Raw genomic sequence first — 19,186 nt, forward strand, 5'->3', positions numbered from 1 at the left:
CTCCGGGCCGGCGGGAGGCGCGGGAGCGCGGCCCGCTCAGCGGGCCGGCGCGCCGCCGGGCCGCGCGAGGCGCGTCCGGCCGAGCATCCGGAGCGTGACGCGCCGCCCGAGCTTCATCGCCGGGTAGAGAAGCCGCGCGCGTCCGGGGCTGCGCAGCAGCCGCGCCAGGAGCCGGCTCGCCGCGCCCCGGTCGTCGCTGAGGCGCGACAGCAGGACGAGGGCGTCCGCGCCGTAATAGAGGTCCGGGCCATGCCGGACGACCATGCCCTCGTCGAGGTCGTACCCGCGCCGCGCGATCTCGTCGACCAGGGGACCCCCGCTCCGGGCGTCCACCAGGGCGACGGTGCCGACCGACCGGCGCAGGGCCATGAGGTGCACGTAGTTGGAGCAGAACGGGCATTCGCCGTCGTAGACCACCGTCAGGGCGGCCTCGGTCGAGGGGGTGGTCATGGCGTCAGGTCGATCCTGTGCTCGGCTTCGGACACCACGCGGCGGACGGGGACGCCGTCCTGCAGGCTGAAGCAGACGGATTCGCGCCGGTACACGTAGGCGACGATGTCGGCCATGGCGAGGGTGTCGAAGCCAGCGGCGTACTGGAGCGGGACGAAGAAGTGGTGCGGATAGACCGCGTAGGGGAACAGGCCCGTCCTGTCGCGGATCGCGCTGACGAGGCGGTGGTAGCCCCGGACGTAGGCGTCCAGCGCCGGCCCGTCGATCTCCGACTTCGAGTATTCCTGGCCCAGGCCGTCCGGTGCGGTCAGGACGGGAACGTCGCAGGTCGTCGAGGCCGTGACCTTGCGGAAGACCTGCGTGCCGCCGTTCGGGTTGTCGAGGGCGAAGGCGTTCGCCGCGTCGGGCGCGCCGTAGGCCATGTGGGCGAACGGGTACGAGTAGAAGGTGAAGAAGTTGGTCGGCACGTAGTGCCGCTGGCCGGTCCGGTCGACCGCCTCGAAGTACATCTTGTTGTTGGCCAGGGTGTCGTACCAGCCGAGCCAGGCCTGGGTCATGAACGTGTTGCCGGTCAGGATGAACAGCACCGACAGGATCCCGACCGAGACCGGGGGCCGCTCGTAGTGCCGGCTCACGACGACGGCCGCGATGGCGAGGTTCAGCATGATCCAGGGGGCGAAGTTGGCGCCCATGAGCACGATGATCGAGAGGTGCATCACGTCGAAGCCGAGGAGCAGCAGCAGCAGCCAGCGGCGCGGCATGAGGATCCCCACCAGGGCGATGCCCTGGCCGACCAGGATGAGGGTGTTGGTCAGCGCGCTCGAATGGCTCAGGATCGTGCGCATCGCCTCCACCAGCACGGGCCAGCCGGCGTAGGGGACGTGGTTGTTGTCGAGGCCGACGATGAAGATCTTGCCGGGATCGTTGTTGAGCAGCCACGAGAACGGCCCGTCGTCGAGCGTGACCTTGGCCAGGAATGACGAATAGTAATTGCCGAGGTGGATGCTGATCGCCGCCGCGATCAGCACTTTCGAGAACATCGCGCTGGCCGACGCGACGTCCGACCGCACCGCGGCGCCGAGCCCGCGCCAGTCGCGCAGACGCGCCGTCCCGTGGGCGACCAGCAGGCCCGCGACGAGGCAGAAGCTCACCTCCGCGAGCGGCACCACGTCGATGATGTGCCCGTGCCAGAGGCCGGTCACCCGGATGACCGCCTGCTTGCTCCAGACCAGGTAGGTGGCGCTGATCAGGGCGAGCGAGGGCCAGCGCAGGCAGAGCACGCCGCTGGCCACGGCCGCGACCCACAGCACCGCGATGGCCGTGACGGCGACGGTCGCCTTCGCCCCGGGCAGAATGACGGGGAAGAGCGGGTAGTGGATCAGCGCGTAGCCGCCCGCGATCACGCCGATCATCTGCAGCAGCCGGACCGACGCGAGATCGGCGGCGGCGAAGCGCACCCGCGTCATCGCGAGGGCCAGCGCCACGGGCAGCACCACGCCGTAGTAGTTGTTGATCGCCGTGACGCCGTGCGAGATCTTCAGCAGGACCAGGAGGGCGCCGATCTGCGCGAGCAGGATCAGGTAGTAGCGCGCCCGCTCCGCCACCGGTCGGACGAGGCGTCGCAGGGCGGTGTCGAGGGCCTTGTCCGGGCCGGTGATCGGGAGCGTGCTGCTCATCGTCTGTCTTCCGCCGCGCTGGTGCGACCGCCGCTGGGCGCAGCGACGACCTCTCATCCTCAAGGGCCCGCGACGACGGGGCGGCCAGCGGCCGAACGGGGTCCGCCGTCATGCGGGCGTCTCGAGGAGGACCCGCCGCGGACCTGTCCTGCCGCCCCGGGCTCCTGCCTCGCCGGAGAGCTTGGCACTTCACGGGTGTGTGAGAGGCTGCAAAGAGGGCGATCGCCCCTACGCCTTTCGGCTACCCCGACCGTCCCGGCCCCCGGGCTCTACCCGCCGCTGCGCGCGGTGGGACGGGCGTCAGCGCGGCGCCTGTCCCGCCAGCGGTGAGGTCTCGTCGACGAATGTCAGCTTGGCGGCGACCCGCTCCGCCAGGACCCGGCGGCGCGCGGCGAAGAGGGGCTTGAGGATCGGGTTGCCTTTCAGGAAGGCCGCGATCCTGGAGCGGGACGTGAAGATGGTCGACTCGAAAGGTTTCCGCGAGACGGCGTTCGGGACGAGCGCGCGACCGCATGTCAGGGCGCCGCGCTCGAAGAAGTAGGCCCAGTTGTCCGACGTCACCGCGACCGGGCGGTTGGCCCGCAGGATCCCCTCGGCCGCCGACCGGGTGATCACGTAGGCTGCGGCCGTGCCGAGGCTGCTCATGTCCATGGGCAGGCACAACCGGTATTCGCCGATGGTGACGGTGTCGACTGAGCTGAACGGCCCGACCGTCTCGGCCCAATTGAAGAGCAGGACGACGTCGCCCGGCCGCAAGGCGGCCTCGATGCCGGCCACGATCTGATGGATCTGCGGCGGCAGAACGACGTCATCCTCGACGATGAGCGCGTGCGGCAGGTCGAGCGCGATCATCCGCTCGTAGGCGCTCATGTGGGACAGCGCGCACCCGATCTGACCGGCCGTCAGGTCGGGTTGGAACGGGGCGTTCGGATCCGGGACCGGGCCTTCATAGCCGGTGATCTCGCAGCGCGGCCCCCACACCTCGGCGAGGTGCCGGGATAGGTAGGCGTGCCGTTCGCGGAACCGGGGCAGGGAGATCCCGAAGCAGTACATCGTAGTCACCTCTGATGGGGCCCGTCGGGCCGGCCGCGTTCGGCGGCCGTGATCCTTCCCGACCGCGTCCTCCGGCTCCGGCCGTCCGGATCTGCGCCGGGGTCCGGACGGCGCTCCGGCCTGCGAGCTCAATCGCGGGCGGCCGGGTCGCTCCCGTCGACGGTCGGCGACCGCACCACCGGCAGGATCGCCGCCAGCAGGAGTTGGTGGAGACCGTGATTGACGAAGAGAGGGCACTCGAAACAGACCAGGACGAAGAGCTGGCTCATGAACAGGATCGGCCACGCCTCGACGTAGCCGGAGGAGCGCGCGAAATGGGCGATCACCCGGCGCGCGGTGTCGAGCAGCGCGGCCGTGAAGAGGACCAGGCCGACGATCCCGAACGCCACGGCCGTGTCGATGAAGTTGTTGTGGAAGAACCACAGCTTCTGCTTCGTGACGAAGTGCAGGTAGGCGGCCGTGGTGAGCGGGCTCTCCCAGTAGGCCTTGTAGCCGATGCCGATGAGCGGCTCCCGCCAGAACTGGTCGAGGCCGAACTGCCAGAGGATGGTGCGGCCGGTCAGCGTGGTGTCCTTGCCGAGATCCGACAGCACGCTCGCCGAGATGTCGGCGCCCCGCGCGGCGACGACGAGGATCCCGACGCCCGCCAGGGCGATGGCGATGCCGAGGCAGAAGCCCGTCACGTGCTTGCCCTGGCGCCACGCGAAGATCGCGGCGAGCGGCAACAGCCCCGCGGCGGCCGCCACCAGGGCGGTGGCCGAGTGCGTCGACACGAGGAGCGCCAGGGCCAGGCAGAATCCGAACGCGGTCAGGAGACGGTTCCAGCCCTGCAGGAACAGGCAGGCCGCGCAGAGGATCTGGAGGCTCGACAGGGATCCGAGGACGTTCTTGTGCGAGTAGATCCCGGCCCAGTTGCCGTCCGTCCCGCGCGTCAGGGCGGGCGCCGCCACCGTGAGAAAGGCCGACAGGAGCTGTCCCGCCAGGAGGCCCAGGAAGACGATCCTGACGAGGCGGGACAGGCCCATCGTCGTCCGCAGGGTGATGCCGGCCACGATCGTCGCGAGCAGCTGGAGCCCGTGATAGGCCGAGAGGCCGGGCGTGAGGGACCACAGGGCGGACGCGATCGCGAGGAGCGGCCAGCTGAGCAGCAGCAGACGGCTGCCGAACAGGGTGGCGGCGAGGTCGCGGCGCATGACCAGGAACGCGAAGGCGATCAGGTCGCTGCCGATCCAGATCGCCTTGTCGACGCCCGGCAGCTTGATCTGCTCTCCGACCACCGGGGCGAAGAGGAACAGCACGATCCACGCGGAGGCGGCCACGCCGAGTCGCGGCATGGCCTCGGCGCCGCCATCGCCCGGTGCGCCCGAATGGGCCCAGCGGTGATCCGTTCCGTACGGCCCGCCCGGCGACCAAGCGAGGCCGCCGGCAGGACCGTGTCCGAGGCCCGTCAAGTGTCGTGGAAACGCCATCGCTCGATCTCAGACGCCCCGGGTGAGGCGGTGTCCCATCCGCCCCGCGGCCTGACACCGCTCGAGGCTGCCGCGGACACGCCCCCTCGCGAGTCGACGCTATCCCGGGCATCCCGGACTCAAGAACTCGACCAAACGAGGTAGCGGCGGCGCGGCGCTCGGGGACGACCGGATCGATGCGCGGTCCTGCCGGGCCGATGAAACAGCTCGGCCGGGCCCTGTGGGATAAGATGCCGCACCGAAGATCGGCCACCGCGACGTGAGCGGCTCGGTATCTTCGGCGCCAATGTCTGAATTCATACATTGATCCACGTCGAAGGCACCGAAATCCGGTGTGCGGCCCGCTCTCAATCGAAGATCTGGGCAGTCGCGACGGAACTCACGGGACGATTAGGCACTTGGGAGATCGATAAATCCTGGAGGAGCGTTTGATGAAGGTCTCTCACCTGGCCGGCGCGGTTGCGCTTCTGGCCCTCGCTGCCGGGCCCGCCCTCGCGGCCCCGTGCAACACCGGAACCACGAAGTCGAACAGCCCCGATCAGCAGGCATCGAATCCCAAGAGCTCCGACGTCGACAAGTCGAGCAAGAATCTCGCTGGCGGCAACCAGCCCGCGTCGCCCGGCACGGTCGGTGCCATGAACAACGTGGGCGCCAACCAGACCGCCGACCGTCAGGCGCAGACGGACGCCGGCTCCAAGTCGAACTCGACCGATCCGGCCGCCGCGAACCTGGCCGGCGGCAACCAGCCCGCGTCGCCCGGCACGGTCGGCGCCATGAACAAGGCCGCCGCCGATCGGCAGACCGCCCCGGTCTCCGGCAACGATTGCTGATCCGAACCGACATAATCCCAGCAGACCGGAAGCCCGCCTCGCACCGTCGAGGCGGGCTTTCGCGTTCCCGAGCACCCGCGAGGCCCGACCCACGACCGGAACCGAGCGTGACAGTTTGAGCTGGCCGAGTTCGGGTGTATTTGGCACCGAAACCGGGTAGATTCGGCAATCGGTCCAGGGGAGGAGAGCGACGTGCGTGGTCGCCGGGCGCTGCTGCTCATCGGAGGGGTCCTGCTCGCGGCGGCCGGTCTAGCGGTCACGCCGACGGGCGAGCGCCTCCGGGCCGATGCCGGCCCGATCGTCGCCGAGGTCCGGGCGCGCGTCGCGGCGCTGATCCCCGAGCGGCGAGAGAACCTGTCGGCGGCGGCGCAGCTTCCCGCGCCGCGCACCGCCATCGAGGACGGCCGGACCCTGGTCCGGCTGACGCCGGCCGAGCGCGCCCGGATCGGTCTCGTCGCCGAGGCGCGTCCCGCCGTCCTGCACCGCCAGGAATTGACCGCCTACGGCAGCGTCCTCGACCTCGCCCGCATCACCGAGCTGACCAACAGCTACGCCGGCGCCGTGGCGGCGCTCCAGACGGCGCGCGCCCGGGTCGAAGTCTCGGCCAGCGCCGCCCGCCGGGCGCGGACCCTCGGCGCCGGCGTGGTGGCGGTGGCGCAGATCGAGACCGCCGAGGGCACGCTCCTGACCGATCAGGCGTCGGTCACGGTGGCGGAATCGCAGTTGCGCACCTTCGCGGCGACGGCGCGCCAGGAATGGGGGCCGGTGCTCGGAAAGGCGATCATCGAGCGGTCGCCGCTGGTGACGCGCCTGATCGAGCGGGCCGATTTCCTCATGCAGGTGACGTTGCCGCCGGGGGAGACCCTGCCGGAGGCGCCCAAGGCCGCTTTCGCCGAGGTGCCGCCGCGGAGCGAGCGAGTCGCTCTCCGGCTGGTCTCGCCGGCGACGCGGACCGATCCGCGGATCCAGGGGCAGAGCTTCTTCTATCTCGTCTCCGGCGACAGCGGTCTCCTGCCCGGGACCAGCACGATGGCGTTCCTGCCGGCGCCGCGCGCGGTGAAGGGCGTCCTCGTGCCGGAGGACGCCGTCGTCCACGGCGAGGGTGGCACCTGGGTGTATCGCGGGACCGGCGACGGCGCCTTCGTGCGTCACCCGGTGCGGCCGGACGCGCCGATGTCGGCCGACGCCTTCGTGGTCGAGGATCTGGCGGACGGCAGCGAGATCGTGCTGCGGGGCGCGCAGGCGCTCCTGTCCGAGGAGATGAAGAGCCGCATCCGCGTCGTGGGCGACGACGATGACTGAGCCGCCCGCTGCCGCCGATCGCGGCGGTCCGCAGGCGGCCCTCGTCGGCTTCGCCGTCCGGCTGCCCAGGGTGGTCCTGGCGCTCGCCTGCGCCGTCCTCGTCTTCGGGCTCTACGCCCTCTCGGGGGCGCGCTACGACGTGTTCCCGGAATTCGCGCCGCCGACCGTGACCATCCAGACCGAGGCGCCGGGCCTCGATTCGGAGCAGGTCGAGGTGCTGGTCACGCAGCCCGTGGAGGTGTCGGTCGGCGGCCTGCCGGGCCTGGAGACCCTGCGCTCCACCTCGATCCAGGGCCTGTCGGTGATCACCGCCGCGTTCCGGTCCGGCAGCGACGTCGACCGCATCCGCCAGCGGGTCAACGAGCGCCTGGCGGCGCTCGCCGGCCGCATGCCGGCCGGCGTGGCGGCGCCCGCCATGACCCCGCTGACCTCCTCGACGTTGACCGTGCTCCTCGTGGGTCTCACCTCCGAGACCCGCGACGCCATGGACCTGCGCCAGGTCGCGGAGTGGACCGTGCGGCGGCGGCTCCAGGCGGTGCCCGGCATCGCCCAGGTCTCGATCTACGGCGGCGGCGTGCGCGCCCTGCAGATCCAGGTCCGCCCCGACGACCTGATCCGCTTCCAGATCGGCCTCAACGACGTCCTCACGGCCGCCCGCAAGGGGACCGGCGTGCGCGGGGCGGGCTTCGTCGACACGCCGAACCAGCGCGTCCTGCTCCGGACGGAGGGGCAGTCGCTCACCCCGGAGGCGCTCGGGCAGATCGTGCTCCACAACGACGGCGGGGCGAGCGTGGTGCTCTCCGACGTGGCGACCGTCACGGCCGCGCCCGAGCCGGCGATCAGCGCGGCCCTCGTGGACGGCAGGCCCGGCGTGCTGCTGATGGTCGGCGCGCAGGTGGGCGTCGACACCCGCGCCGTGACCGCCCGCCTGGAGGCGGCCCTCGACGAGCTGCGCCCGGTCCTGAAGCGCGACGGCGTGAGCCTGCGGGCCGACCTGTTCCGGCCGGCGAACTTCGTGGACGTGGCCACCGGCAACGTGATCGAGGCGCTGGCGCTGGGCGGCGTGCTGGTGGTGGTCGTGCTCCTCGTCTTCCTCGCGGACTGGCGGGCGGCCCTGATCAGCGCCACGGCGATCCCGCTGTCGCTGATCGCCGCCGCCCTCGCCCTCCAGGCCTGGGGCGAGAGCCTCAACACGATGACCCTCGGCGGCCTCGCCCTCGCCATCGGCGAGGTCGTCGACGACGCGGTGATCGGCGTCGAGAACGTCGCGCGCCGGCTGCGGGAGTCGCGGGGCGGACGCCGCGGCCTGCCGCGCGTGGTGCTCGCCGCGATGCTGGAGGTGCGGACCTCGGTCGCCTACGCGACCCTCGCGGTGATCCTGATGTTCCTGCCGGTCCTGGCGCTGACCGGCGTCGCCGGCCGCCTGTTCGGGCCGCTGGCGCTCGCCTACATCGCGGCCGTCGTCGCCTCGCTCCTCGTTGCGCTCACGGTCACGCCGGCCCTGGCGCTCCTGCTCCTCGGGGGCCGGATGGGGCGCGACGCCGGCGCCGCGCCGCCCGATCCGCCCGTGGTGCGCTGGAGCCGCGCCGCCTACCTGCGGCTGCTCGCCGGGATCGGGCGGGTGCCGCGGGTCGCCATGGCGGGCGCCCTGCTGGTCACCCTCGCGGGCGCCGCCGTCCTGCCGACCCTCGGCGCGGTGTTCCTCCCCGACCTGAAGGAGGGGCACATGATCCTGCACATGGTCGCCATCCCCGGCACCGCGCTGCAGGAATCGGAGCGGCTCGGGACGCTCATCACCGGCGACCTGAAGGAGATCCCCGGGGTGCGCGCCGTGGCGGCGCAGATCGGCCGGGCCGAGGCCGCCGAGGACACCGCCGGGCCGCACTACAGCGAGATCCACATCGACCTCGAGCCCGGGCTCGACGGCGCCGCCCAGCGCCGGGTCGAGGGCGCCATCCGGCAGCTGATCGCCGGCTTCCCGGGGGCCGCCTTCTCGCTCAAGACCTTCCTCACCGAGCGCATCGAGGAGACGGTCTCGGGCTTCACCGCGCCGGTCGTGGTCAACGTGGTCGGCAGCGATCTCGACCGGATCGAGGCGGCCGCCCGCTCGGTGGCGCAGGAACTCTCTGAGGTGAAGGGCGCCCGGGACGTCCAGCAGGCCTCGCCGGCCGGGCTGCCGCAGGTCACGGTGGCGCTGCGCCCGGTGGACCTGCGGCACTGGGGGCTCGACCCCGTGGAGGTGCTGGAGGCCGTGCGCACCGCCTACCAGGGCGACACGGTCGGCCAGACCTATCGCGGCAACGCCGTGTTCAACGTGCTGGTGATCCTCGACGCCCGGGTGCGGGACCGCCTCAGCGCGGTGGGCGACCTGCCCCTGCGGACGCCGGGCGGGCGCTACGTCCGGCTGTCGCAGGTCGCCGACGTCTACGAGAGCGCCGGCCGCTACCAGGTCCAGCATCTCGGCGCGCAGCGGGTGCAGGCGGTGACCGCCAACGTCGCCGACCGCGACGTCGCGGGCTTCGTGGCGGCGGCCAAGCGCAAGATCGCCCGCGAGGTGCGGCTGCCGGAGGGCGTCTACGTCACCTTCTCTGGGGCCGCCGAGGCGCAGGCGGCCGCCCGCCGCGACCTGCTGGTCCATGCCGGGATGGCCGGCTTCGGCATCGTGGTCCTGCTGGCGATCGTCACCGGCTCGGCGGCGAACCTGCTCCTCGTCCTCGTCAACCTGCCCTTCGCGTTCGTGGGCGGCGTCGCGGCCGTGGCGCTCACCGGCGGTGTGCTGTCGCTGGGCTCGATCGTCGGCTTCGTGACCCTGTCGGGCATCTCGCTGCGCAACAGCGTGATGCTGATCGCCCATTACGAGCAGATGGTCACCCGGGACGGGCGCGCCTGGGACGCCGCCACGGCGGCGGCGGGCGCCGCGGACCGGATGGTGCCGATCCTGATGACGTCCCTGGTGACGGGCCTCGGCCTGCTGCCGCTGGCGCTCGGGGCCGGGGAGCCCGGCCGCGAGATCGAGGGCCCGATGGCCCTCGTGATCCTCGGCGGCCTGATCACCTCGACGGTGCTGAACCTCCTGATCCTGCCGGTGATGGCGCTGCGCTACGCCCGGTTCCGGCGCGCGGACCCCGCGGATCTCGAAGTGACCGCGGTCGGGTCCTGAGGCCGCGGTTCGCCGGCGGCCCTACCACCAGCTCGCGCGGGTCTCGGGCGCGGGCGGCCGGCTGCTCGCCGCCGGGCGCAGGGAGTGGTCGAGGGCGGCGAGCACGCGGCGCACGGCCTCCTCGTAGGTCGCCGCCACCGGTTCGCGCGGCCGGGCGAGCGCGACCGGGACGGTCTCGTCGAGGCGCCCGGGCCGCGGGCGCATCACCACCACCCGGTCGGCCAGGGTGACGGCCTCCCCGACATCGTGCGTGACGATCAGGATCGTCGGCTTCGACTCGGCCCAGAGACCGAGGAGCTGGTCGTGCAGCCCCTTGCGGGTGAAGGCGTCGAGGGCCGAGAACGGCTCGTCGAGGAGCAGCACCCGCGGCCGCGCCACGAAGGCGCGGGCGATCGCCACGCGCTGCTGCTGGCCGCCGGACAGCTCCCGCGGCCAGCGACCGCCGTGCTCGGCGAGCCCGACGCGCTCCAGGGCGTGGGCGACGCGGGCGCGGCGCTCGGACCGGGACAGGTCGGCGAGGCCGAAGCCGACATTGCCGGCCACGTCGAGCCAGGGCAGCAGGCGCGGCTCCTGGAAGACGACGCCCACGCTCGGATGGGGCGCGCGGATCGTCTCGCCGTCGACCGCGACGGCGCCCGCGCTCGCGTGGTCGAGCCCCGCGATCAGCCTGAGCAGGGTCGTCTTCCCGCAGCCCGAGCCGCCGATCAGCGCGACGATCTCGCCCTGCTCGACCGACAGGTCGATGCCCGCGAGCGCCTGCGTGCCGTCCGCGTAGGTCTTGGAGAGGTCGTCGACGGTCAGCACGGGCGTCTCTCGGCGGGCGTGGCGTGGGGATCTCGGCACGGCGCGGCCTTCCGGTCCGCGGCGCGCGTCCGGGCCGGCGCCGCGGTCACAGGCTGTCCCGCACGGTATCCTGCCACCGGGTCAGGGGGGCTGTCAGCGTGACCAGGGCCATGTCGGCCGCCTTGCCGACGAGGGCGAAGGCGATGATCGCCGCCACGATCTGATCGGGCTTGCTGAACTGCTGCCCGTCCACCAGCAGGTAGCCGAGCCCCTCCGAGGCGCCCATCAGCTCCGCCGCCACGACGAACAGGAAGCCGAGGCCGAGCCCCGTGCGCAGGCCCACCAGGGTCGCCGGCAGCACGGCCGGCAGCAGGATCCGGCGGGCGAGGGCGAGGCGGGACAGGCGGAAGATCCGGCCGACCTCGACCAGCTTGCGGTCGACCGAGGCGATCGCGCCCGAGACGCCGACATAGACCGGAAAGAACACCCCGACGGCGATCAAGAGGACCTTCGGCGTCTCCAGGATGCCGAACCACAGGATGAAGAGCGGCACCCAGGCGAGCGACGGGACGGCCCGCAGCGCCTGCAGGCTCGGGTCGAGGAGCCAGCGCAGCGGCGGGACCGTGGCCACGAGGGCGCCGGCCAGGATCCCGGCCGCCGCGCCGCAGAGGAAGCCGAGGCCGACCCGCACAAGGGTCGCCTCGACATGCATCCAGAGATCGCCCGAGACGGCCAGGGCCCAGAGGGTCGCGGCGATCCGGCTCGGCGGCGGGAGCAGCCGCCCCGACGCCGCGCCGCTCGCGACCGCGATCTCCCAGCCGATCGCCAGGACGAGCGGCAGCAGCAGACCCAGGCCGGCGCGACCGCCCCGCCGCAGCAGCGGCACGCGGCCGCTCACTGTCCGGCGACGGGATTGAAGCGCGTGTCGAGCAGCCCGTCGACGGCGGCGGACACGTCGGTGCCCGCCGGGATGATCCCGGCCTGCTGCAGGGCGGTGCCGGCCGCCTTGATCGACTGCGCCTGGGCCGGGCCGATCGCCGGCTGGGAGAGGTCGGTCCGCTCGAGCTGCCGGGCGATCACCGGCTCGGGCAGCTTGGTCGCCGCCACGAGGGCCGCCGCGAGCGCCTGCGGGTTGGCCAGCGCGTAGGCGCGCGCCCGCTCGTAGGCCGCGACCACCGTCCGGACGAGGTCGGGATGGGCGGTGGCGAAGTCCTCCCGGACGTCGAGCAGGCCCCAGGTGTTCGCCGCGGCGTCGCGGTAGACCAGCACGTCGCCGTTCTCGATCTCGGACGCCGCCATCATCGGGTCGAGGCCGGCCCAGGCATCGACGTCGCCGCGGTCGAGGGCGGTCCGCCCGTCCGCGTGCTGCAGCAGCACGAGCTTGGCGTCGCGCTCGGTGAGGCCGGCGCCCTGGAGCGCGCGGATCAGGAAGATGTGCGGATCGGTGCCCCGGGTGACGGCGACGCGCTTGCCCTTCAGGTCGGCGGGCTTGGTGATGCCGCTGTCCTTGCGGGTCACGAGCGCCGTCCATTCGGGGCGCGAGTAGGCGTAGATCGCCTTGATCGGGTTGCCGTTGATGCGCGCCACGAGGGCCGCCGCGCCGGCCGCCGACCCGAAATCGATGGCGCCGGCGTTCAGGAACTCGAGGGCCTTGTTGGAGCCGAGCGACTGGACCCAGCGGACCTTGATGCCCCGCGGCGCCAGCGCCTCCTCCAGGAAGCCCTTCTCCTTCAGGAGCAGACCGACCGGGTTGTAGGTCGCCCAGTCCAGGCGGATCTCCTTCGGGTCGTCGGCGCGGGCCTCGCGCGGCGCGAGCGCGCCGAGGCAGGCCAGGGCGAGGCCGGCGGCCAGGAGGGATCGGCGGGTGGAGCGCATGGTCGGGCCTGATGTCGTGGCGAAACGGAGGGCGGGGTGCGGGGCCGGCGCGGGGCAGGGGATCCGCGCCGCGGCGCGGTCCCGAGCGGTCTCGTCCGGGCGGCTGGGTTCAGGGACGCGGCGCCGTCGGCGAGACGATCGGCCGGGCGCATCCGGCGCGTCCGAGACCCGGGACCGCCCCGATCGCGCGATCCGCGCCGACACATCCCCCGGCTGCGGGATCACGCCCGGTCCGCCCCTGCGTCTTCATCGTACCTGCGCGGCCCTCGGCGTGACTGTGAATACAAGATCCTGTCGGCCGGTCGCGGAGTCAACAAAAGGGCTTTCTCTACTTCACGGCGTCGAAGCAAGAATTTTCGGTCGGCCGACCCAGGACGAGAAGAAATTACGCGTCCGCGCGCGCGAGGAGCGGCGTCTGTCCTCCCCAGCCGCGCCGCGGCGACGCTGGAGCCGCGCGGCCCGCACTCACGTGAGACCGCGGCTGCGGGCTGACGGGTCGTTCCGGCGCCCGAAGGCGCGCCAGGGTGGCGGCTGTGACGACGGCTGAACCGCCGGCGCTCGACTGTCGGAAGCGATCCGCGCCCGCGCCAGGACTGTAACCGTTGCCGCATCGCCGAGCGACGTGCAGAGTTCGATATCTCCGGCACGGGGGGAACTCTGCCATGGTCTCGAGAATCGTCGTGATCGGCGGCGGCTTCGCCGGTCTGTGGGCCGCTGCCGCCGCGGCGCGCGCCCGAACCGAGTTCGGCCTCGGCGACCGCGTCGCGGTCACGGTGATCGCGCCGGACCCGTTCCACGTCATCCGGGTCCGCTGCTACGAGACCGATCTCGGCGCCCTGCGCGTACCCCTCGACGACGTGCTCGGGCCGATCGGCGTGGAACGCCGCGAGGCGCGCGCGATCGACATCGACCCCGCGGCGCGCACGGTCACGGTCGAGTCCCCGGCGTCGTCCGCCGCGTCGTCCGCCGCGTCGTCGGGCGTCGTCGAGACACTGGCGTACGACCGCCTCATCCTCGCCGCCGGAAGCCTGCTGTGGCGCCCCGAGATCCCGGGAATCGCGGGCGCTTTCGATGTCGACACCTTCGCGGGGGCCCAGGCCCTCGCGGCGCATCTCGATCGTCTCGGTGACGCGGGCGGGCCGGAAGAGGCCGGCCGCTGGACCGCCGTCGTCATCGGCGGCGGCCTGGTGGGACTGGAACTCGCCTGCGAGCTGCCCGCCCGGCTCGCCGCTGCCAGGGACCGGGCCGGGGCCACGGGTCCGGTGCGGACCATCCTGATCGACCACGCGCGCGAGGTCGGGAGCGCCATGGGCGCGGCGGCCCTGCCGGGGATCCGCGAGGCCTTGCGCGATGCCGGCGTGACCTGCATCGGCGGTGCGCGGGTCGGTGCCGTCGATCGTGCCGGGGTGACGCTGGCGGACGGGACGCGCCTTCCGGCGTGGACGATCGTCTGCGCCACCGGCATGCGGGCGAGCCCGCTGGGCGGCACGCTCGGCCTCCCCCTCGACCCGCTCGGGCGCCTGCCCGTCGACGCCTTCCTGGCCGTCCAAGGGCTCGCTGGCGTCTACGCGGCCGGCGACATCGCCTCGGCTGCGGCGGACGATGCCGGTCATCGCACGGTGATGTCGTGCCAGCACGCCCGGCCCATGGGTCGGTTCGCGGGTTTCAACGCCGTCTGCGATCTCGCCGGCCGGCCGGAACGGCGGCTGCGCTTCGCCGCGCCCGACTACGTCACCGTGCTGGATCTGGGCGCCTGGGGGGCGGTCTACACCGCCGGCTGGGATCGCGGCACGCTGGTCTCGTCGGGCGTCGCCGCGAAGGCGACGAAGCGGATCATCAACGGCACGCGCATCTATCCGCCCCTCGACCGCGACGCCGCGTCCATCCTGGCCGCGGCCGCGCCGATCATCCAGGCCGCGCCCGCGACGCAGGCCGCGCGATGACGCCGGCCCGATCGCGGCCGGTCCGGGAGTCCGGTCGTCGGCGGTCAATATCCTGCCGAAACCGCTCGAAGCGCCTCGGAAACTGGAACCGATCCGGCGGAAGATTGTCGAGCCTTCCCGTCCGGGCCTGCCGAGACTGATCGGGCCGCCACGAACTGTCCGGGATTCGCGCCGCCGCGCCGCCGATTAACCACCCATTAACCATACCGGAGATTGTATTAGCTATTGCCAAAATCCCGCCAGGGTAGAGCCATCATGGTCGCGGCCCCCACAGCCACGTGGTCCCACATCCTCTCACAGGTCGCCGACAGCCTGGACCGCTTCGTCGAGGGACCGTCCGCCGAGATCCTGAAGCTCAAGCCGTCCTTCGACACGGTCGAGGGGCCGGCCGCGCTGTCCGCGCCGCGCATCGAGCCCGTCGCGCACCCGCCGATCCTGCCGGAACCCGCGGTCAACGACGCGGGCCCCGCGCCGGTCCCCTGCGAGTCCGAGGCGGTGTCGGACTGGATGAGCACGCTCGACATCATCACCGGCATGGCCGGCCGCGCCGAAGCGCAGAAGCAGCGCCTGCAGGAGCAGAGCATGTCGCACGAGGCCGCCCTGGCCGCCGCGCAGCGCGCGCTGGCGGAGACCCGGCACCGCCTGCAACTGTCCGAGATGCGCGTCCGCGAGGTCGAGGCCCGCGCCGATATCCGGCTGCAGCGCGTCCAGGCCGAGGCGGACGCCCAGGTGCAGGACATCCGCGCGGAGGCCGAGGCGCGCGTCCGGACGATCCGCGCGGAGGCCGAAGCCTGGGTTCGGGCCGCCGAGGAGCAGGTCCGCGTCGCCGACCTGCGCGCGGAGACCGCGGAGAAGTGGCTCGGCCGGATCGACGCGGCCGCCAAGGCGCTCCTCCTGGGCGGCCACGTGAGCCGCGGGCCAGCGGGCGCCTGAGGCCGAGTGCCGGGGCCGGGCCATGTCCGCGCCGGGCACCCGGCCCCACCGCGGCGCCGCTTCGGGCCGTCCGCCGGGACCCCTTTTCGGACGCGCTCAACGCCGAGGACGGAGCGCCGCGGTCTCCCGCGCGGTCGAGGCCGGATCGCCGATCCGCGGGTGGACCGTACCGATCCGGTCTGTCGCCGTCGCGGCACTCGCCCTCGCGCTGCCCCTCTGCGGCTGCGTCTCCGGCCGCGTCCCGCCCGCCGGCATCGCCGTGGCGGAGCCTCCGACGGCCGCGCCGGCCGCGGCACGGCCGCCCGATCCGGCCCGCGATCCGGCCATCGTCGCGGATTCGTCCGGGTGGCGCCTGCGGCTCACCCGCCTCTGAGACGCGGCCTTCCCGGCACGGCCGATCTCCTCGGCGGCCTCCGCGCCCGCTCAGAGTCCGAACGTCACCCGTCCGCATTCATCGATCCGCCAGGCCGGGTTCCAGGCGATCTCCCAGGCATGTCCGTCCGGATCGCTCAGATATCCGCGGAAGCCGCCGTGGGGCGGCTCGTCGGCCGCGCGCAGGAGCGTCCCGCCCGCCGCGACGAGCCGCGCGATGGTGGGCGCGACGTCGCCGCGGTTCGGGACGTTGTGGGCGAGGCAGAACGCGCTCGGGCTCGGTTCGCTCGCGCGCCGCATATCCTGGTCGAGGTTGGGGTTCTGCCAGGTTCCGAGCATGAACCCGTTCATCTGGTAGAAGACGATCTCGTCGTTCTCGAAGACGGGAGCCCAGCCGAAGCCGTCGCCGTAGAAGGCGCGCGACCGGCCGAGCGATGAGACGCCGAGCGTGATGACCGAGATCTGCTGCTGCATCGTCGGATCCTAGCATCCGACACGGGCGCGTCGCGCGAAATGTCGAAGGCCTTGCGCCGTCGACACGATGCCAGTCGGCCGGCGCACGCGGTGGACGGGCCCATTGTCCGGCCGCGCGCTCGGCGCCAACGCGCCGCTCTCTCGATCCTCAGTCTTACAGAATGTTCACGTCGTCGAAGGGCAATTGCCAGCTAGGCAGCGCAACCCGAGAAGCGGTCAGGTATTGACGAGGGGGAGCAGACTTGAAGAGCTCTCAGGCCCCGGCAGGGGCGATTCACTTCAGGGAGTCGAGACGATGATCGATCCTGGCACTTTCCGCGAAGCCATTCTCGCTGTGGTTGTTCTTGGAGGAGGGGCTCTCGTGGTCGAGCAGTACATCCGCACCCGCGCCTGGCCGCGCTCCCGGCAGAATGGCCCGGATTGCGGGGAGCGCACGCGCTGAGCCGCGCGCGATCCCGACCGATCCGGCGACGGAGCGGAGATCTCCGAGGCGGTCGGCGCGAACCTCGAGGATCTCCGCGGCGGCGCGCGAGGCAGCGTCCGCCCGGATCGCGCCTGCCGCGCGGCGGCCGTGACGGAGGGCGACCGGGTTCGCCCGATACTGCCGGACGTCGCGGGTCGTGAGCAACGCGGTCTACGAATATTGCTCTCCGACCGCATCGTCGCCTATTCTCGACGCTGAACGCCCACCAGGACCGGCCGGCGAATGAGGGCGCGAACATGGGCGCGAACCGGCGACACGCGGTCCCGGACTTCTCGGGCTACCCGGACCTCGTCGTGATCTATCTCGGGATGAAGGTCCGCACCCTGGCCGGCGTGAAGACCCTGCTCGGCTTCGGGCCGCGGATCGACAGGGTCGGCGCGGCGCGGCCAGAGGGCCTCCTGCACTACGAGAACAACATCATCTTCAGCCTGCGCCCGCTCCATGTCGGCATGCGCTGGTACTGGCGGGACATGGACAGCATGGTCGCGTGGTCCAAGTCCGAGCCGCACCGGATCTGGTGGCGGGATTTCCTGCGCGACACGCGCGGCGTCGGCATCTGGCACGAGACCTACCACATGCGCGGCGGCATGGAGGCGATCTACCACGACGTGGCCGAGCCGGTCGGATTCGCGGCCTTCATGCCGATGCAGGAGGCAAGGGGCTCGCTGGCGGCCCGCCACGGGCGTTACGCCTCGTCCGACCTGCGCGACCTCCCCGCCGACAACGCGCCGGACGCCGCAGTCCCGCGCTGAGGCTCCGGCCGCCCGGAGTTCCGGTGCGGCGGATGAGCCGTGCGCGACGCGGGGTCCGCCCGTGCGCACCGGTCGGCTGGACACCGGCCCGCGCGGAAGGCACGGAGCGGATCAGGCACGATGACGGTCGGTTCGATGAGACAGGGTACCCTGCGCCTCGGCGCGTTCTTCTACGCGACCGGCCACCACGTCGCGGGCTGGCGCCATCCCTCCAGCGAGGCCGACGGCGGGCTCGTCCTGGAGCGCTACGTCGGCTGGGCGCAGCGCGCCGAGGCCGCGAAGTTCGACCTCATCTTCCTGGAGGACGGGAGCGGGATCCGCGACCTCGACCTGCGGTCGAGCGAGCGCACCGCGCGCTCGGCCCATTTCGAGCCGCTGACGCTGCTGTCGGCCCTCGCGGCGGTGACGAGCCGGATCGGTCTCGTCGCCACCACCTCCACCAGCTTCAACGAGCCCTTCAACGTCGCGCGCCGGTTCGCCTCCCTCGACCATCTCAGCGGCGGGCGCGCCGGCTGGAACCTCGTGACCTCCGCGACCGACGCGGAGGCGGCGAATTTCGGCGGCGACCGGATCGGCCGTCACGCCGACCGCTACGAGCGCGCCGAGGAATTCGCGGACGTGGTCCTCGGCCTCTGGAACACCTGGGACGACGGCGCCGTGATCATCGACCGCGCGAGCGGCCAGTTCTCGAAGCCGGACGGCTTCCGCCCGCTGGATCACCGGGGCAAGCATTTCGAGGTCCGCGGTCCGCTCAACATCTCGCGGACGCCGCAGGGCCAGCCCGTGCTGGTGCAGGCCGGCGCTTCCGGGCCCGGCAAGGACCTCGCGGCGCGGACTGCCGAGATCGTCTTCACCGCGAACCAGACGCTGGACGAGGCGGTCGAGTTCTACGGCGATCTCAAGGGACGCATGCCCGGCTTCGGTCGTGCGCCGGATGATCTGAAGATCATGCCCGGCCTGTTCCCCGTCGTCGGGCGCAGCGAGGCCGAGGCGCGGGCGAAGTTCGAGGCGCTGCAGGACCTGATCGACCCGGTGGTCGGGCTGGCGCTTCTCGGTCGCATGATCGGCGGCCACGATCTGTCGGGCTACGATCCCGAGGGGCCGGTGCCGGAGTTGCCCGAGACCGAAGGCATCAAGTCCCGCCAGCAGCTCATGTTCGACCTCGCCCGCCGCGAGGGCCTGACCCTGCGCCAGCTCTACCTGCGCATCGCCGGCGCGCGCGGCCACTCGCAGATCGTCGGCACGCCGGCCCAGATCGTGGACGAGATGGAGGCGCGGTTCCGGGCCGGCGGGGCGGACGGCTTCAACATCATGCCGCCGACGCTGCCCGGCGGCCTCGACGACTTCATCGCGCTGGTCCTGCCGGAGCTGCGGCGGCGCGGCCTGTTCCGCACCGAGTACGAGGGCCGGACGCTGCGGGACCATCTCGGCTCGCGCCCGCCGGCCGGGTTCGGCCCCGGTCGGGCCGCGGTGTAGCGGCGGGCCTCTTCCCGGGTCCGATCGAGCGAGGCGTCGCGACCCCCTGCGGCGTCTCGGACCGCATCATGATTGCGCACAAGCGATCCCCGCTGTGGTAAAGCCACGCCACGAGGGCCGAAGGCCGCCATCGGCGAGTCGTGACAGGGGCGAC

General features: G+C 72.5%; 16 protein-coding genes. 7 read left to right on the forward strand and 9 right to left on the reverse strand.

Annotated elements, in window-relative coordinates:
• Nucleotides 1-36: 36 nt before the first annotated feature.
• The 4 genes from ACLBYG_RS11305 to ACLBYG_RS11320 form a co-directional block, all read right to left on the reverse strand.
• The gene (locus ACLBYG_RS11305) at nucleotides 37-450 is read right to left on the reverse strand and encodes a DCC1-like thiol-disulfide oxidoreductase family protein (RefSeq protein ID WP_447681513.1); all 414 of its coding nucleotides are present in this window, start codon (nucleotides 448-450) and stop codon (nucleotides 37-39) included.
• The gene (locus tag ACLBYG_RS11310; RefSeq protein WP_447681514.1) at nucleotides 447-2,126 is read right to left on the reverse strand and encodes a hypothetical protein; all 1,680 of its coding nucleotides are present in this window, start codon (nucleotides 2,124-2,126) and stop codon (nucleotides 447-449) included. The genes ACLBYG_RS11305 and ACLBYG_RS11310 overlap by 4 nt, the downstream gene beginning before the upstream one ends.
• Nucleotides 2,127-2,426: 300 nt before the next feature.
• A complete protein-coding gene (locus tag ACLBYG_RS11315) occupies nucleotides 2,427-3,179 on the reverse strand; it encodes a glycosyltransferase family 25 protein (RefSeq protein WP_020093075.1) in 753 nt (250 codons plus the stop codon).
• 128 nt (nucleotides 3,180-3,307) lie between these two features.
• A complete protein-coding gene (locus ACLBYG_RS11320) occupies nucleotides 3,308-4,513 on the reverse strand; it encodes an O-antigen ligase family protein (protein WP_447681515.1) in 1,206 nt (401 codons plus the stop codon).
• A 566-nt stretch (nucleotides 4,514-5,079) separates the two neighbouring features.
• Here ACLBYG_RS11320 and ACLBYG_RS11325 point away from each other — a divergent pair.
• From ACLBYG_RS11325 to ACLBYG_RS11335, 3 genes are all read left to right on the forward strand, one after another.
• Nucleotides 5,080-5,478, forward strand: a complete 399-nt coding sequence (locus tag ACLBYG_RS11325; protein WP_020093077.1) for a hypothetical protein — start codon at nucleotides 5,080-5,082, stop codon at nucleotides 5,476-5,478.
• Between the two features lie 192 nt (nucleotides 5,479-5,670).
• Nucleotides 5,671-6,780 (forward strand): efflux RND transporter periplasmic adaptor subunit, encoded by a 1,110-nt coding sequence (locus ACLBYG_RS11330; RefSeq protein ID WP_447681516.1) that lies wholly within the window; start codon nucleotides 5,671-5,673, stop codon nucleotides 6,778-6,780.
• Nucleotides 6,773-9,940 carry an efflux RND transporter permease subunit gene (locus ACLBYG_RS11335; protein WP_447681517.1) on the forward strand — a complete coding sequence of 1,056 codons (3,168 nt, stop codon included), beginning with the start codon at nucleotides 6,773-6,775 and terminating at the stop codon, nucleotides 9,938-9,940. The genes ACLBYG_RS11330 and ACLBYG_RS11335 overlap by 8 nt, the downstream gene beginning before the upstream one ends.
• A gap of 21 nt (nucleotides 9,941-9,961) precedes the next feature.
• Here ACLBYG_RS11335 and ACLBYG_RS11340 read toward each other — a convergent pair whose 3' ends face one another.
• The 3 genes from ACLBYG_RS11340 to ACLBYG_RS11350 form a co-directional block, all read right to left on the reverse strand.
• Nucleotides 9,962-10,744, reverse strand: a complete 783-nt coding sequence (locus ACLBYG_RS11340) for an ABC transporter ATP-binding protein (RefSeq protein WP_354455925.1) — start codon at nucleotides 10,742-10,744, stop codon at nucleotides 9,962-9,964.
• An 85-nt stretch (nucleotides 10,745-10,829) separates the two neighbouring features.
• A complete protein-coding gene (locus ACLBYG_RS11345) occupies nucleotides 10,830-11,609 on the reverse strand; it encodes an ABC transporter permease (RefSeq protein ID WP_244435397.1) in 780 nt (259 codons plus the stop codon).
• 8 nt (nucleotides 11,610-11,617) lie between these two features.
• A complete protein-coding gene (locus tag ACLBYG_RS11350) occupies nucleotides 11,618-12,598 on the reverse strand; it encodes an aliphatic sulfonate ABC transporter substrate-binding protein (RefSeq protein WP_447681518.1) in 981 nt (326 codons plus the stop codon).
• Nucleotides 12,599-13,260: 662 nt separating this feature from the next.
• On the opposite strand from ACLBYG_RS11350, the gene ACLBYG_RS11355 reads away from it, so the two are divergent.
• On the forward strand, nucleotides 13,261-14,541 hold the full coding sequence (locus ACLBYG_RS11355) for an NAD(P)/FAD-dependent oxidoreductase (RefSeq protein ID WP_447681519.1): 1,281 nt from the start codon (nucleotides 13,261-13,263) through the stop codon (nucleotides 14,539-14,541).
• Nucleotides 14,542-14,796: 255 nt separating this feature from the next.
• Nucleotides 14,797-15,474, forward strand: a complete 678-nt coding sequence (locus ACLBYG_RS11360) for a hypothetical protein (protein WP_056533247.1) — start codon at nucleotides 14,797-14,799, stop codon at nucleotides 15,472-15,474.
• 423 nt (nucleotides 15,475-15,897) lie between these two features.
• On the opposite strand, the gene ACLBYG_RS11365 is transcribed toward ACLBYG_RS11360, so the two are convergent.
• Together ACLBYG_RS11365 and ACLBYG_RS11370 are read right to left on the reverse strand one after the other, a co-directional pair.
• Nucleotides 15,898-16,320, reverse strand: a complete 423-nt coding sequence (locus ACLBYG_RS11365) for a VOC family protein (protein WP_447681520.1) — start codon at nucleotides 16,318-16,320, stop codon at nucleotides 15,898-15,900.
• Nucleotides 16,321-16,594: 274 nt separating this feature from the next.
• The gene (locus ACLBYG_RS11370; RefSeq protein WP_447681521.1) at nucleotides 16,595-16,948 is read right to left on the reverse strand and encodes a hypothetical protein; all 354 of its coding nucleotides are present in this window, start codon (nucleotides 16,946-16,948) and stop codon (nucleotides 16,595-16,597) included.
• Between the two features lie 92 nt (nucleotides 16,949-17,040).
• On the opposite strand from ACLBYG_RS11370, the gene ACLBYG_RS11375 reads away from it, so the two are divergent.
• Together ACLBYG_RS11375 and ACLBYG_RS11380 are read left to right on the forward strand one after the other, a co-directional pair.
• Nucleotides 17,041-17,556, forward strand: a complete 516-nt coding sequence (locus ACLBYG_RS11375) for a DUF4188 domain-containing protein (RefSeq protein ID WP_020093087.1) — start codon at nucleotides 17,041-17,043, stop codon at nucleotides 17,554-17,556.
• A 135-nt stretch (nucleotides 17,557-17,691) separates the two neighbouring features.
• On the forward strand, nucleotides 17,692-19,032 hold the full coding sequence (locus ACLBYG_RS11380; RefSeq protein WP_447681522.1) for an LLM class flavin-dependent oxidoreductase: 1,341 nt from the start codon (nucleotides 17,692-17,694) through the stop codon (nucleotides 19,030-19,032).
• Nucleotides 19,033-19,186 lie beyond the last annotated feature (154 nt).

It is taken from the genome of Methylobacterium sp. D53M (assembly GCF_053345625.1).